The 14,063-nt window shown below is 75.6% G+C and carries 9 protein-coding genes and 2 pseudogenes; 4 read left to right on the top strand and 7 right to left on the bottom strand.

Annotation, left to right across the window (positions count from 1 at the left end):
- Positions 1–25 precede the first annotated feature (25 nt).
- Positions 26–1,190, top strand: a pseudogene (locus ACXKR8_RS10610) (glycosyltransferase family 4 protein).
- Here ACXKR8_RS10610 and ACXKR8_RS10605 read toward each other — a convergent pair.
- The 4 genes from ACXKR8_RS10605 to ACXKR8_RS10590 form a co-directional block, all read right to left on the bottom strand.
- Positions 1,183–2,271 (bottom strand): WD40/YVTN/BNR-like repeat-containing protein, encoded by a 1,089-nt coding sequence (locus ACXKR8_RS10605; RefSeq protein WP_458272651.1) that lies wholly within the window; start codon positions 2,269–2,271, stop codon positions 1,183–1,185. The pseudogene ACXKR8_RS10610 and the gene ACXKR8_RS10605 sit on opposite strands and share 8 nt — an antisense overlap.
- 69 nt (positions 2,272–2,340) lie before the next feature.
- Complete coding sequence (locus tag ACXKR8_RS10600) at positions 2,341–3,171, bottom strand: 5-oxoprolinase subunit C family protein (protein ID WP_462100445.1); 831 nt, start codon at positions 3,169–3,171, stop codon at positions 2,341–2,343.
- On the bottom strand, positions 3,168–3,893 hold the full coding sequence (locus tag ACXKR8_RS10595; RefSeq protein WP_462100444.1) for a 5-oxoprolinase subunit B family protein: 726 nt from the start codon (positions 3,891–3,893) through the stop codon (positions 3,168–3,170). Before ACXKR8_RS10595 ends, ACXKR8_RS10600 begins: the two co-directional genes overlap by 4 nt.
- Positions 3,890–4,660, bottom strand: a complete 771-nt coding sequence (locus tag ACXKR8_RS10590) for a LamB/YcsF family protein (protein ID WP_458272649.1) — start codon at positions 4,658–4,660, stop codon at positions 3,890–3,892. The genes ACXKR8_RS10595 and ACXKR8_RS10590 overlap by 4 nt, the downstream gene beginning before the upstream one ends.
- A gap of 103 nt (positions 4,661–4,763) precedes the next feature.
- On the opposite strand from ACXKR8_RS10590, the gene ACXKR8_RS10585 reads away from it, so the two are divergent.
- From ACXKR8_RS10585 to ACXKR8_RS10575, 3 genes and pseudogenes are all read left to right on the top strand, one after another.
- The gene (locus tag ACXKR8_RS10585) at positions 4,764–6,263 is read left to right on the top strand and encodes a hypothetical protein (RefSeq protein ID WP_458272648.1); all 1,500 of its coding nucleotides are present in this window, start codon (positions 4,764–4,766) and stop codon (positions 6,261–6,263) included.
- Positions 6,264–6,357: 94 nt separating this feature from the next.
- A complete protein-coding gene (locus tag ACXKR8_RS10580; RefSeq protein WP_458272647.1) occupies positions 6,358–7,236 on the top strand; it encodes a hypothetical protein in 879 nt (292 codons plus the stop codon).
- A 6-nt stretch (positions 7,237–7,242) separates the two neighbouring features.
- Positions 7,243–11,866 (top strand): annotated as a pseudogene (locus tag ACXKR8_RS10575) (coiled-coil domain-containing protein).
- A 32-nt stretch (positions 11,867–11,898) separates the two neighbouring features.
- Here ACXKR8_RS10575 and ACXKR8_RS10570 read toward each other — a convergent pair.
- The 3 genes from ACXKR8_RS10570 to ACXKR8_RS10560 all read right to left on the bottom strand — a co-directional run bounded on the left by ACXKR8_RS10570 (position 11,899) and on the right by ACXKR8_RS10560 (position 13,977).
- A complete protein-coding gene (locus ACXKR8_RS10570) occupies positions 11,899–12,057 on the bottom strand; it encodes a hypothetical protein (RefSeq protein WP_458272645.1) in 159 nt (52 codons plus the stop codon).
- 207 nt (positions 12,058–12,264) lie between these two features.
- Positions 12,265–13,179, bottom strand: a complete 915-nt coding sequence (mmuM, locus tag ACXKR8_RS10565; protein ID WP_458272644.1) for a homocysteine S-methyltransferase — start codon at positions 13,177–13,179, stop codon at positions 12,265–12,267.
- Between the two features lie 69 nt (positions 13,180–13,248).
- A complete protein-coding gene (locus tag ACXKR8_RS10560; RefSeq protein WP_458272643.1) occupies positions 13,249–13,977 on the bottom strand; it encodes an SDR family oxidoreductase in 729 nt (242 codons plus the stop codon).
- Positions 13,978–14,063: the final 86 nt, after the last annotated feature.

Here is a 14,063-nt window from a genome sequence, read left to right as displayed (position 1 = left end):
CGTCGGGCCTGGACATAACGCAGGTATGCGTGTCGCCATCGTCACCGAATCCTTCCCGCCGGACATCAACGGCGTCGCCCACTCCGTCCTCCGCACGGCTGAGCACCTGGTGCGACGCGGCCACCAGCCACTCGTGATCGCACCGGCCTCGGCCGCCCCCGCCACCGCTGCCGACCCCTGCCCGGTGGTCCGGCTCCCGGCCGTGCCGCTGCCCGGGTACCCCCAGGTGCGGCTGGCCCTGCCGACCCGGCGGCTGGACCAGCTCATCGCCGGCCACCGACCCGACCTGGTCCACCTGGCCGGCCCCTTCGTGCTCGGCGCACGCGGCATGACCGCCGCCGACCGGCTCGGGATCCCCGCCGTCGCCGTCTACCAGACCGACCTGGCCGGCTACGCCCGCGCCTACCGGGCCGGCAGCAGCCTGGGCGAGGTCGCGGCCTGGCGCCGGCTGCGCGCCGTGCACGGCGCGCCGCGCGGACCCTGGCCCCTTCCACCCCCGCCGCGCAGGACCTCACCGCCCACGGCGTGCCCCGGGTGCGGCTGTGGCCGCGCGGGGTCGACTCGGTGCGGTTCCACCCGAAGCACCGCGACCAGCGGCTGCACCGGCGGCTGGCCCCGGACGGCGAGGTGCTGGTCGGCTACGTCGGGCGGCTCGCCCCGAGAAGCGGGTGGACCTGCTGGCCGGCGTCTGCGGCCTGCCGGGCGTCCCGGTGGTGGTCGGCGAGGGCCCCAGCGAGCCGATGCTGCGGCAGGCCCTGCCCGGCGCCGCCTTCCTGGGCGGCATGACCGGGGACGAGCTGGCGGCGCTGTTCGCCACGCTGGACGTCTTCGTCCACACCGGGCCGATGGAGACCTTCTGCCAGACCATCCAGGAGGCCATGGCCAGCGGCGTCGCCGTGGTCGGCCCCGCCGTCGGCGGCCCGCTCGACCTGGTGGCCCACCGCAGGACCGGCCTGCTGGTGCAGCCCAGGGAGGCCCGCGCGGTCACCGCCGCGGTCGCCGCCCTGGCCGCCGACCCGGCCCTGCGTGCCCGCTACGGCGAGGCCGCCCGGACCGAGGTCGCGGGCCGGACCTGGGAGTCGGTCGGCGACCAGCTGATCGGCCACTACGACGAGGTCCTCGCCGAACCCCGCTTCCGGCGCACGGCCGCTGCGGCAGGATCGGCGGGCCCGCTGCGGGCGGTCAGCTGACCACCGCCGCGCGGACGCAGAGCACGCTCGGCAGGTGCTCGGTGAGCAACTGCCAGGAGTCCCCCTCGTCCGCGCTGCCGTAGACCTCGCCGTTGCGGTTGCCGAAGTACACCCCGGCCGGATCGGCGTCGTCCAGGCTCAGCGCGTCCCGCAGCACCACCCCGTAGTGCGCCCCCTGCGGCAGGCCTGCCGACAGCGGCTGCCAGGTCCCGCCCGCGTCCTCGGTGCGGTAGACCCGGCAGCGGTGCTCGGGCGGTAGCCGCTCGTAGTCGGCCACCAGCGGGAACACATAGGCGGTGCCGGAGCGGTGCGGGTGAGCGGCGACGGCGAAGCCGAAGTCGGCGGGCAGGCCCGCGTCGATCGGCTGCCAGGTCGCCCCCGCGTCGTCGCTGCGGTAGACCCCGCCGTGGTTCTGCAGATACAGCCGGGAGGGGTCCCCGGCATCGGCCGCGATCTTGTGCACGCACTGCCCGAACTCCGGGTAGCGGTCCGGCTGGAACCGGGCCTCCACCCCGGTGTTGGACGCCGCCCAGCTCTCGCCGCGGTCCGGCGAGCGGTAGACGCCGCCGGTGGAGACGGCCACGGTGAGCAGGTCGGAGTCGGCCGGGTGGACCAGGATGGTGTGCAGCCCCTGGCCGCCGAAGCCGGCGCCCCAGTCCTTGCGCTGCGGGTGCTCCCAGAGCTGCTCCAGCAGCGCGAAGGACTCGCCGCCGTCGGTGGAGCGGAACAGCGCGGCGGGCTCCGTCCCGGCGTAGACCACGGCGGGTTCCCCCGGACCCGCGGGCTGCAACTGCCAGACCCGTTCGAGTGAGGTTCCGGTCGACTCGGGGAAGCGCACGGCGGGCTGCTTGGGCTCCTGCCAGCTGGCGCCCAGATCGTCGGAGTGGAACACCGAGGGGCCCCAGTGGCTGCTGTCCGCGCCCACCAGGATCCGGGGCCGGCCGCTGCGGCGGTCGATCGCCACCGAGTAGACGCCCTGCATCACAAAGTGCGGGCCGCTCCAGGTCCAGGCGCGGCGGTCCCCGCTGCGCCCCAGGAACAGTCCCTTGGCCGTGCCGACGGCCAGCAGTACCTCACCCATCGCGGACCACTCCTTCCACGCCGGTTCCATCCTCCTTTCATTCTGCGCGGGCAGCGCGCCTCGCGTCTTTCACCGGGACGAGCGAATAAATCGAACCCTTGTTCCTGGGATGGCCTGGGCGGCGGCCCGCAGGTCCTCGGGCCTGACCACCCCGACCACGGGATAGCCGCCAGTGGTGGGATGGTCGGCCAGGAACACCACCGGCAGCCCGTCCGGCGGCACCTGCACCGCTCCCAGCACCATGCCCTCGCTCGGCAGCTCGCCTCGGCCCGGCAGCCGTTCGAGCGCCGGGCCGGTCAGTCGCAGCCCGACCCGGTTGCTGGCAGGGGAGACCGCGTACGCCGTGGTCAGCAGCAGTCGCAGGGCGTCGACGGTGAACCAGTCCTGGCGCGGGCCGAGGTCCAGCCGCAGCAGTAGTTCGCGCGGCGGCGCGGGCAGTGGCAGCCCGTCGATCCAGCGCGGGGGGCCGGTGACCGGGCCCAGCGGCAGCAGCTGCCCGGGCGCCAGCGGGGCGGGGCCCAGCCCGGACAGCAGATCCGCCGAGCGGCTGCCCAGCACCCGGGGCAGCTCCACCCCGCCGCTCAGCGCCAGCCAGCAGCGGAGCCCGGCTGTCGCTGCCCCCAGCTCCAGCACCGCGCCGGCCGGGACCGCGATCGGCGCGCCCCAGGCGACGGCCCGGCCGTCCACCGTGACCGGCGCGGGCGCGCCGGTCACCGCCGCCACCAGCGGGGCGTGGGCCCGGAGGCCCACCCCGCCCAGCGTGGTCTCCAGCAGGGCGGCCCCGGGCGCATTGCCGACCAGCAGATTCGCGAGCCGAAACGCCTCCGGATCCATCGCCCCGGCCCGAGGCACCCCCAACGCCGCGACCCCGCTCCGCCCGGCGTCCTGCACCGTCGTCAACGGCCCGCCCGAGTCACCTCCACCACCCGAGCACCGCCAACGTGACCCGGCCCGGGCGCCCCAGCCTCCCCGCCGGGCTTCACGCCCCCAACTGCCGCGCCGGGCCGCACCGCGCGGAAGCGGACCCGGGTGCCCGGAGCCAGCAGCGCCGCAGGCTCGCGCCTCGGGTCCCACAGGGGCAGTCCGGTGCGCCCGAGCAGCTGCCAGCCGCCGGGCGAGGCCCCCGGGTAGACGCCGGTGTAGGTCCCGGCCAGGGCCACCGACCCGGCCGGGACCCGGGTCCTCGGCGTGGCCCGCCGCGGAACCGCGTACCGGGAGGGCAGACCGGTCAGATAGGCGAAGCCTGGGGCGAAGCCGCAGAAGGCCACCCGGTACTCCCGCTCCGCGTGGATCCGCTGCGCCGCCTCCGCGGACACCCCCCACAGCTCGGCCACCTCGGCCAGATCCGCCCCGTCGTACACCGTCGGGACCTCCACCAGCGGCCCGTCCGCGGCCGCCACCGTTTCCGGCCGCCACCCCTCGAACCGGGCGGTGACCAGGGCCGGTTGCTCCACCCCGTCCAGCAGCACCGTCCGCGCCGCCGGGACGATCTCCGCCACCCGGCCCAACAGGCCCGCATTTTGACATCTCGTCAACTCGGCGTAGAGGCCCGCCACTTCCGCGTCCCCGCCGGCCTCCAGCAGCAGTGCCGCCCGCCCCACCTGACGCACCGTCACACTCATACGAACGCCTGCACGGTGACCCCGGCGGCGGCCAGCGCCTCCCGCACCCGCCCCGCCAGCGCCGCCGCGCCGGGGGTGTCCCCGTGCACGCACAGCGACCGCGCCCGGACCGCGACCAGCGAGCCGTCCACCGCCACCACCTCGCCGTCCCTGGCCATCCGTACCGCCCGGGCCACCACCTGGTCCGGGTCGTGCACCACCGCCCCGGCCTCGGTCCGCGGCACCAGCGTCCCCTCCGGGGTGTACCCGCGGTCCGCGAAGGCCTCGGGCACCACCGGCAGCCCGGCCGCCTCCGCGGCCGCGAGCAGCGCCGATCCCGGCAGGCCCAGCACCGGCAGGCCCCGTCCGTCCGCCCGCCGGTAGGCCAGTACCGCGTCCACCACCGCCCCGGCCTGCTGCTCGTCCCGCACCACCCGGTTGTAGAGCGCCCCGTGCGGCTTCAGATAGCCGACCCCGGTCCCGGCCGCCCGCGCGAACAGGTCCAGCGCGCCGAGCTGGTAGGCGATTTCGTCCGCCAGTTCGGTTCGCGGCACGTCCATCGCCCGCCGTCCGAACCCGGCCAGATCGCGGTAGGAAACCTGGGCCCCGATCCGCACCCCGCGCCGGGCCGCGGACTCGCACACCCGTCGCATCGTCGAAGGGTCTCCCGCATGGAAGCCGCAGGCGACGTTCGCACTGGTCACCACGCCGAGCAGGGCCTCGTCCTCGGTCAACGTCCAGCGCCCGAAGCCTTCGCCGAGGTCCGCGTTCAGATCGATCGTCACCATGCTCCGAGATCCTAGGGGAGCGGCCGCGTGTGCAAGGTCACACAATTGCCCGCAATCTGTGGTGTTTGGGAGCTTGTCAGTACCACCCCCTAACCTTTGCTCCATGACCACGACCGCCGACACCAGTCGCCCGGCGCTGGGTCCGGCCGCCGACGAGGGGCTGGCCCGGCGGCTGCGCGCGCTCGCCTGCACCGCCCCGCTGCACGACCTGGACAGCCGCAAGGCCAACCTGGCGGGCGAGTACGCCGTCTACGGCATGGCCGAGGTGGCTTTGTCCGCGATCGACCTGGTCACCCTGCAGATGGACTTCGACACCGGCGCCGACCGGGACCAGGTGCTGGCCCGGCTGCAGCCGAGAGTCGCCGCCCAGGCCCCGCAGCGCCCCTGGACCGAGCACGAGCGGGTGGCCCGCTGGGTGCTGGAGTCGCTGATCAACGTCGGCAGCGTGGACCGCGGCTTCCGCGCCGTCTACGGCACCTTCGCCACCGACGGCTCCTACGTCCGCCGCGACTACGACTTCAAGCTGATCGAGGAGGTGCCCGGGCCGGACGGCGGCGTCTACCTCCGCACCACCGACGAGGCGGTGAACGTCCTGGTCGGCGCGCTGGACACGGATGTCACCAGCGCCCAGATCGCCGCCGAGGTGAAACTCGAGGTGCTGATCAGCCGCGGCCGCCTCGCCGACGCCCAACTCGCCGCGGAGCAGGCCCGCTACCGCACGGTCCAGTTCGCCGAGACGCTGCGCCGCGCGCTGGAGGCCACCCGCCGCAACGTCCGCGCGGTGGACTGGATGGAGACCGTCCCCGACCTCATCGCCGAGGCCCTGGACCACATCGCAGACCGCTACCGGCACGAGAACGCCATCCTCACCAACATCCGCCGGGCCCGCGACGAGTCGGAAGACCCGGAGCACAAGCGCCGCGCCGCCGAGCTGGTCGACATCGTCAAGGACTGCATCCGCCGGCACACCCAGCTGCAGACCCGGCTGCTGGAGGCAGGCCCGCTGTTCCGCGCCGAGCAGGACCGGCAGGCCTTCGCCGCCCCCACCGCCCGCAGCGGCCTCGACCTCTACGGGCAACTGCTCGCCCCGCTGCTGCGGCTGCCGTTCGCATCGGCGACGCAGGTCACCGACGCCTTCTTCGGCAATGCCATAGGGCTGCGCACCCCGGTCTCGGTCCGGGTCACCGACCTGGTGGACGTGCTGCTCACCCCGCCGTTGGAACGCGAGCACCTGGGCGCGGAACTGCCCGAGCCCGACCTGATGGACACCCCCGACGACAGCCGCTTCTCCGAGGCCCAGCTGGACGCCGCGCACGAACTGCTCGACCTGCCCCCCGACGCGCCGCGGCGGCTCTCCGGGCTGCTCGCCGAGGCCCGCCGCCGGGACCACGAACTCCCTTACCTGGTCGCCCTGCTGGCCATCCACTCGGCCAGCCCCTCGGTCGGCACGGCCTACCGCCAGGGCGAGGAGCGGCTACTGTTCGCCGTCGACGACGGCACCCGGCTGGACGACCCGGAGTTCGGCGGCGCCGACCTCATCGTCGGCAGCGCCCTGCTCGACGCCGCCGCGATGGCCGCCGACCGCAGCGAGGCCGCCCCATGACCGCCACCCGCGGCACTGCGCCGCCCACCGACCCCACCCCGTTCAACCCCTTCGGCCCGTTCGACGGGAACCCGCACCGCCAGGAGCCGCGCCCGTGACCGCCTACGCCGACGCACCCGTGCCCCCCGCCCCGCCCGGGATCAGCCCCGGCGACGTCGCGGACGCCTCCCGGCTGGTCTCCTTCGGCCTGCAGCCGAAACTGCTGCCCGCCCGGGACGCCGAGTACGGCGAGCTGGTCCGCCGCTACCGGGACGACCCGGCCTTCTCCCGGCTGGCGGACGCCGTCGCCACCGGCCTCGGGCTGATCGTCCTGGAGGTCTCGCCCCGGGCCGGGATGGCCGTCGCCGCCGCCGAGGACTCGGTCTTCGCGGTCCGCCTCGGCGACTACTCCCGCCGCGCCGCCTCCGAGTCCACCGACCGCTTCCTGCACGGCCTGGCCCATCTCGCCGTCGCCGCCCTGGCCTTCCCCCGCCCCGAGGACCTCGCCGACGACGGCTACCTCGGCCGGATCACCGTCAACGGCGTGGACACCTTCGTCCGCCAGGTCTGCCGCCGGCTGGAGGACCAGGCCGACGCCGAGGGCGCCAACAGCGATCCGGTCAGCGACGCGCCAGGGCTGGAGGTCGCCTGGCGGGTGTACGCGCGCCGCAGCGCCACCGGCGCCACCAAGGACGCCCGCAGGCTCTCCGGATCCACCATCGGCATCGTCGGCAAGGCCACCGCCTTCCTGGTCGACTCCGGCTTTCTGCAGCGCACCTCGGACGACTCCGGCGGCACCTTCCGCACCACCGCCCGCTACCAGCTCCAGGTCCGCGACCTGGCCGGCAGCGCGGCCATGAGCGAGCTGCTGGCCCTCGGCGTGGTCCCGGTCAGCGACGGCAGCGCGACGCTGCTGCCGCCCGACCCCACCGAGGAACTGGTCGCCGACGCCGGCCTGCCCTTCTTTTCCAGCACTTCGAGCACGGAGAACTGACGCCCCATGTACGAGCTGAACCGGGTCCGCCTCTACTCCATCGGCCCAGCCGGTGCGCGGTACGCCGACACCGTGCTCGACCTGAGCGGTGTCGGCGATCCCGTACCCGAGCCCGCGCCCACCCAGCCCGGCTTCTTCGACGAGGAGCAGAGCGGCCCGCCGCGCCGGCCGGCCCCGGCCGGGGTGCTGTTCCTGGAGAACGGCGGCGGCAAATCGGTGCTGCTCAAGCTGATCTTCTCGGTGATGCTGCCGGGCCACCGCAACACCCTCGGCGGCGCCAGCTCCGGCGTGCTGCGCAAGTTCCTGCTGGCCGACGACTGCGGCCATGTCGCCCTGGAGTGGCAGCACACCCTGACCGGCGAGACCGTGGTGGTCGGCAAGGTCAGCGAGTGGCGCGGCCGCCAGGTCTCCACCGACCCCCGCAAGTTCGCCGAGGCCTGGTACTCCTTCCGCCCCGGCCCCGGCCTCGGCCTGGACGGCCTCCCGGTCGCCGAGCGCACCACCCTGCTCCCCGCTCCGGGCATTGACGCCCCCGCAGTGTCGGCGCGAGGCCGCCGCCGGACCATGAAGGGCTTCCGGGACGCCCTCACCGAGGCCGACAAGGCCTACCCCGACCTCGACCTCACCTGGGAGGAGGGCCACGACCGCTGGATCGAGCACCTCGGCGGCCTCGGCCTCGACCCCGAACTCTTCCGCTACCAGCGCGAGATGAACGCCGACGAGGGCGAGGCCGCAGGCCTGTTCGCGGTGAAGAGCGACGCCGACTTCACCGACCTGCTGCTCCGCGCCGTCACCGACACCCGGGACACCGACGGCCTGGCCGACGGCTTCGCCAACAAGCTGGGCCGCCGCGCCGAGCTCACCGCCGAACCGCGACTTCACCTCGGGCTCGCTGGACCTGCTGCGCCGGATCGCCGAGACCGCGGTCGCCCGCGAGTCGGTCCGGGAGACCCACCGCTCCGCCGAGCGCCGCACCCGCCGACTGGCCCGGACCCTGAGCACCCGCGCCGTCGCCGAGCGCGAGCGCTCCCGCGAGCTGGCCGCCCAGGTCGCCGAGGCCGGCTCCGCCGTCGCCGAGGCCGAGGACACCCGCACCCGGCAGTCGCTGATCACCGCCGAGTTGACGCACCGTCATGCCAGCCTGGCGCTGGCCGCCGCCACCGGCACCGCCGCCGGTCTGCGCAAGGAGCTGCTGGACGCCCGCACCCTGCACTCCGCCTGGCAGGCCACCGAACTGGTGCTCCGTCACCGCTCCGCCGCCGACCGCGCGGCCCGGGTCTCCGCCGCCATCCGCGAGGCCGAACGGGACGCCGCGCCCGCTCTGGCCGCCCGTACCCGGGCCGCCCGGGCCCTGGTCGGCGCCCTGGACGCGGCGGCCGACGCCGCCGAGGCCCAGGCCGACCAGGAGGAGCAGCGCGCCGACGCGCTCCAGGCCGAGGGCGAGGCCGCCCGCCGCGACGCCACCGGCGCCACCACCGCGGCCCAGAAGGCCCGCAGCGAGACCGAGCACCTCCGTCAGCGCCTGGCCGAGGTCGAGCAGGAGACCCAGGCGGCGGTCCGCTCCGGCTGGATCGACGCGGGCAACGCGGCCCCGGACGCGGATGTGATCGACCCGGCCCGGGCCGCCCTGGACGCCTCCGACGCCGAGAAGGACGCCTCCGCCGCCTGGGTCCAGGCCCGCGGCGCGGCTGAGCAGACCGCTGCCCGCGCCCGCGAGGCCGCCGCCCGGGGCAACCGCGCCGAACTGGCCGCCGCCCGCGCCAGCGACGCCCTCGCCGCCGCCGAGACCGTGCTCGCCGCCGAGCAGGACGTCGCGGGCCGGCTCGCCGCCGAGCCGCGTGCCGCCGAGCTGCTGGGCGTGCTGCCGGACGAGCTGTCCCCGGAGGCGCTGGACCGCTCCGCCGACCCGCTGCGGGAACTGCTGGACGAGTCCGTCACCGCCGCCGAGCGCACCCTGTTCGAGCTGCGCACCGCCGCCGCCGCCGACGCCCGGGTGCTGGCCGCGCTCGGCGACGGCGGCCTGCTGCCGCCAGGCCCGGACGTGCTGGCCACGGTCGAGTACCTGGGCGAGCACGGCGTGCCGGCCCTGCCCGGCTGGCGCTATCTGGCCCAGTCAGTGGATCCGGCCGACCACGACCGGATCCTCGACGCCCGCCCGCAGTTGGTGGACGGGGTCATCGTCACCGACCCGGCCGCGCTGCAGCGGGCCCGCGAGGTGCTCTCCGCCGCCGCGCTGCTGCCGCGTTCCGCCGTCGCGGTCGGCACCGCCGCCGCGCTACTCGGGCCGGTGGCGCCAGGGCCCGACACCTCGCGTGACCTCTTCCTGGTCCCGCCGAACCCGGCCATGCACGACGAGAACGCCGCCGACGAGGAGCGCCGCCAGCTCCGCGACCGCACCGCCGCCAGGGACGAGCAGATCCGCGCCCTGGCCGCCCGCCTCGGCACGGACCGGCTGGTCAGCGGCCGTCTGGCGTCCTGGCGGGCCCGCTGCCCGGACGGAATACTGGCCGCGATGGCGGCCGACGCCGAGGCTGCCCGAACCGCGCTGGAGCTGGCCAACGCCGAGCTGGCCACCGCCCGTTCGGAGCACCAGGAGGCCGAGACCGAGCACGCCGAGGCGTCCCGGCTGCGGGACGAGCGCAGCGAGGCGGCCCAGCAGGCCCGCCGCCGCGCCGACGCCCTGGCCGGGCTCGCCTTCCGGCTCCGCGAGCGCGCCAACTGGACCGGCCGCGTGCGGGAGTTGACGGAGGAGGGCGCCGAGGCCGAGCAGCGCCAGCAGCAGTGCACCGAACGCGCCCTGGCCGCCGAGGAGGACCGCCGCGCGGCCCAGCGCGCCGCCGACGACGCCCGCCGCACCGTCCGCGCGCTGCGCGCCGAACGCGCCGAGCTCCCCAGCGCGGAGCTGCCCGACAGCGAGCAGCCGGCCGGGGCCGATGCCGGGCCGCCGGCCTCGCTGGCCGCGCTGCGCGAGGCCCACCACGCCGCCTCCCAGCTCTATGAGCAGGTGGGGGTCGGCGCCGACCTGCGCGCCGAGCAGGCCAGGGCCGAGGGCGACGAGTCCGCCGCCAGGACCGAGCTGGACCGGCTCACCAACAAGGTCCGCAGCCGCGCCGAGGAGCTGCTGAGCAGCCCGGACGGCTCCGACGGCCCCGGCCGCCAGGCCGCCGCCGCCCGGGCCGAGGATCTCGTCCAGACCATCGAGACCCGCGCCTCCACCGCCAGCGAGCACCTGGGCCGGCTCCGCGGCGAGGCCGAGCGCAGCGCCCCGGTCACCGGGGACGCCCACACCGAGCTGCCCGAGCAGCTGGTCCCGACCGACACCGGGCACGCCCAGGCCCTGCTCCGCGCCGCCACCGCCGAACTGGCCCGGCACACCGACCTGCTGGCCGCCAGCCGGTCGGTGCACGGCGAGCTGCAGCGCGCGCTGGAGGCCACCCAGCACGCCGCCGCCGAGTTCGACGAGACCGCGGCCCAGCTCCGGGACGGCCTGCGCGAGCCCGCCGCCGCTACCCCGGAGACCGAGGAAGAGGCCCCGGCCCCCTATGCCGGCTCCCTGGCCGAGGCCCGCCAGGCCGCCGCCGACATCCGGCGCAGCCTGCGCGCCGCCGGGGCCGAGCTGGCCGCCGCCGACCTCACCGTCCGGGACACCTCGGACGCCCTGGTCCGGCACGCCAACGCCACCCGCTACGAGGCCGTCCGCACCCCGGCCCGGCAGCAGATCCGCGAGCTTCCGGCCGCCGCCCTGCCCGACCACGCGGCGGCCTGGGCGGTGGCCTTCGCCCCCCGGCTGCGGGTCCTCACCGACGAGTTGGAGCAGCTCGAACGCAATCGCGACAGCATCGTCGACCGGCTGCGCGGGCTGGTCGAGACCTCGCTGGCGACGCTGCGCGCGGCCCAGCGGCTGTCCCGACTGCCGGAGGGGCTGGGGGAGTGGTCAGGACAGGAGTTCCTGCGGATCCGCTTCGAGGACCCGGACCACTCGGTGCTCACCGAACGCCTCGGCCTGGTCATCGACGAGGCCACCCGCGCCGCCGTCCGCCGCCCCGGCGCGACCGGGGCGACCAGCGACTGGGGCCGCCGCGACGGCATCTCGCTGCTGCTGCGCGGGGTCCACGCGGCGGTCGAGCCCAAGGGCGTCGCGGTCGAGATCCTCAAACCGGACGCGGTGCTGCGGGCCGAGCGGGTCTCGGTCAGTCAGATGTCCGACGTCTTCTCCGGCGGCCAACTGCTCACCGCGGCCATCGCCCTGTACTGCACCATGGCCGCGCTGCGCGCCAACGACCGGGGGCAGGCCCGACTGGCCCACGCCGGCACCCTCTTCCTGGACAACCCGATCGGCCGCGCCAACGCGACGTACCTGATCGAGCTCCAGCGCGCGGTGGCCTCCGCCCTCGGCGTCCAACTGATCTACACCACCGGCCTGCTGGACGCCAACGCGCTGGCCGAGTTCCCGCTGATCATCCGCCTCCGCAACGACGCCGACCTGCGCGCGGGCCTCAAGTACATCTCGGTCGAGGAACACCTCCGCCCCGGCCTCCCGGTGATCGACCCCGACGACACCGACATCCAGGGCGCCGTCACCGCCACCCGCATGTTCCGCCGCCCGGCGGAGGCGGAGCCGGTCGGCTGACCGGAGGTCAGTAGGCCCTGGACCGGTCGGTCTCAAAGCCGCCGCCCGGCCCGGCGGCGCTGGGTGTCGGCCTGGTAGGCGATGCCTGCGTCCAGCAGGAACCAGGTGGTGGTGAAGATCCCGGCTGCGGAGACCCCCAGCGCCAGTGGGGTGTAGCTGGCGTGCGCCACCGATCCCAGAATCGTGAACATCAGTGCGTTCACGGTCACCCCGAAGCCCAGCAGACAGCGCACCCGCGCCCTGCGCGACCTGTCCGACACCCGACCTGCCACCAGCGCCCCCCGGCTCGTTCCCGACCAGAAGACCCTGCCCGCTCCCGCCCCGGTCATTCCGGCGACCCCGCTTTTCTCACCCGGCGGTTCCGCCGCCGCCCGCGGCTCGGCGCCGCCGCCCGCGGCTCAGCGTCCGCGCAGGGTCCCCGCCAGCTCGGCGATCTGCTCGGCGCCGACCCGGCAGCAGCCGCCGACCAGCCGTGCGCCGGCCCGGGTCCACTCGCCCACCCGCTGCGGGTCGAAGGTCGAGGGCCCGGCCCAGGCCCGCGCCTCGGCGTCCCAGCCCTCTCCGCTGTTGGGGTAGACCACCACCGGCTTCCCGGTCACCGACGCCGCCAGCGCCACCGCCTCCGCGGCCTCCTCTGGCGCGCAGCAGTTCACCCCCACCGCGACCACCTGGTCGTTCCCGGCTGCCAGTTCGAACGCCTGCTCCAGCGGCTGCCCGGCTCTGGTGCGGCCGCCGGCGACGCTGTACGACAGCCAGACCGGGACGTCCAGCCCCCGCACGGCCCGCAGCAGCGCCTCCGCCTCGTCCTGGTCGGGAATGGTCTCCAGGGCCAGTACGTCGGGGGCCGCCGAGGCCAGCACCTCCACCCGCGGCCGGTGGAACCGCTCCAGCTCGGCCACGCTCAGCCCGTACCGGCCCCGGTACTCCGAGCCGTCGGCCAGCACCGCGCCGTACGGTCCCACCGAGGCCGCCACCCAGCGCCCCGGCACGTCCCCGGCCGCGGCCCGGGCCAGCTCGACGCTGCGCCGCAGCAGCCCCTCGGCCTCGTCCCGGTCGATGCCGACCTTGGCGTACCCCTCGAAGCTGGCCTGGTAGCTCGCGGTGATCGCGACCTGCGCCCCGGCCTCGAAGTAGGCCCGGTGCACGGCCGAGACCGCCTCCGGCGCGTCCGCGAGCAGCCGGGCCGACCACAGGGCGTCGGACAGGTCGTACCCGGCCGCCTCCAGCTGGTTCGCCATCCCGCCGTCCAGCACGAGGACGCCCTCGGCGAGGGCCGCGGCCAACGAGGCGGGGGAGCGGTCGGTCCTGGTCATCGGTGGTGCCTCCGGGCGCAGACGTCGGTCCGCCAACCCTACGTGGTCACCCGCGGCCGCCAGGCGCCGTCACCCCGCTGCCACCGGCCCGAGCCGCGCTCCGCCGTCCACCGTCAGCACCACACCAGTCGTGTAGCCGTTCTCGACCAGGAAGGCGACGGCGTGCGCCACCTCCTCCGGACGCCCCGGCCGGCCCAGCGCGATGCCCGCGCAGGCGCCCGCCAGGGTCTCGGCCCTGGCCGCCTCGGGCACCCAGTCCCACCACGGGGTGTCGATCACGCCGGGCGACACCGCGTTCACCCGCCGCGGCGCCAGCTCCGCCGCCAGCACCCGCGCCGCCGCCTCCACCGCCGCGTTCGCCGAGCTGAGCGCGACCAGTCCGGCCCCGCTGAGCTGCGAACTCACCGCGCCGAGCAGGGTCACCGAACCGTCCGCCCGCAGCGTGCCGAGGGCGGCCCTGACCGTGAGCAGCTGCGGGATCAGCTTTCCCTCGTTGTGCCGCCGCAGCTCCGCCGCGGTGACGTCCAGCAGCGAGGTGATCCCGCCGTGCACCGACACCGTCACCACCAGGTGGTCGAACCGGCCGACCTCGGCGAAGAACGCCGCCAACTGCTCCTCGTCGGTGGCGTCCACCACCCGCCCGGTCACCCGCTCGCCCTTCAACTCCCGCAGCGCGGAAGCCAACCGCTGCTCGTCGCGGCCGCCGACGACCACCTCGTACCCGCGGCCGAGCAACTGCTCCGCCGTGGCCAGTCCGATGCCGGACGTGCCACCGATGATCACTACGCGCTCGGACATCTCTCCCCCATCCCCTTCAGTGACGCTCTTTACGAGTCACTGTGCCTCGATTATGTATCGAGACATGGTGTCTTGTAAAGTCCAGC

This window comes from Streptacidiphilus sp. PAMC 29251, from assembly GCF_054208735.2.
The sequence above is the reverse complement of the archived record's forward strand: the minus strand, read 5'-3'. Positions and strand labels throughout refer to the sequence as shown.

Coding starts and splice junctions, on each gene's coding strand:
- mmuM (WP_458272644.1), bottom strand. CDS start 13,179: ATGACCAGGACCGACCGCTCCCCCGCCTCGTTGGCCGCGGCCCTCGCC.
- ACXKR8_RS10590 (WP_458272649.1), bottom strand. CDS start 4,660: ATGGTGACGATCGATCTGAACGCGGACCTCGGCGAAGGCTTCGGGCGC.
- ACXKR8_RS10585 (WP_458272648.1), top strand. CDS start 4,764: ATGACCACGACCGCCGACACCAGTCGCCCGGCGCTGGGTCCGGCCGCC.
- ACXKR8_RS10605 (WP_458272651.1), bottom strand. CDS start 2,271: ATGGGTGAGGTACTGCTGGCCGTCGGCACGGCCAAGGGACTGTTCCTG.
- ACXKR8_RS10570 (WP_458272645.1), bottom strand. CDS start 12,057: ATGTTCACGATTCTGGGATCGGTGGCGCACGCCAGCTACACCCCACTG.
- ACXKR8_RS10595 (WP_462100444.1), bottom strand. CDS start 3,893: ATGAGTGTGACGGTGCGTCAGGTGGGGCGGGCGGCACTGCTGCTGGAG.
- ACXKR8_RS10560 (WP_458272643.1), bottom strand. CDS start 13,977: ATGTCCGAGCGCGTAGTGATCATCGGTGGCACGTCCGGCATCGGACTG.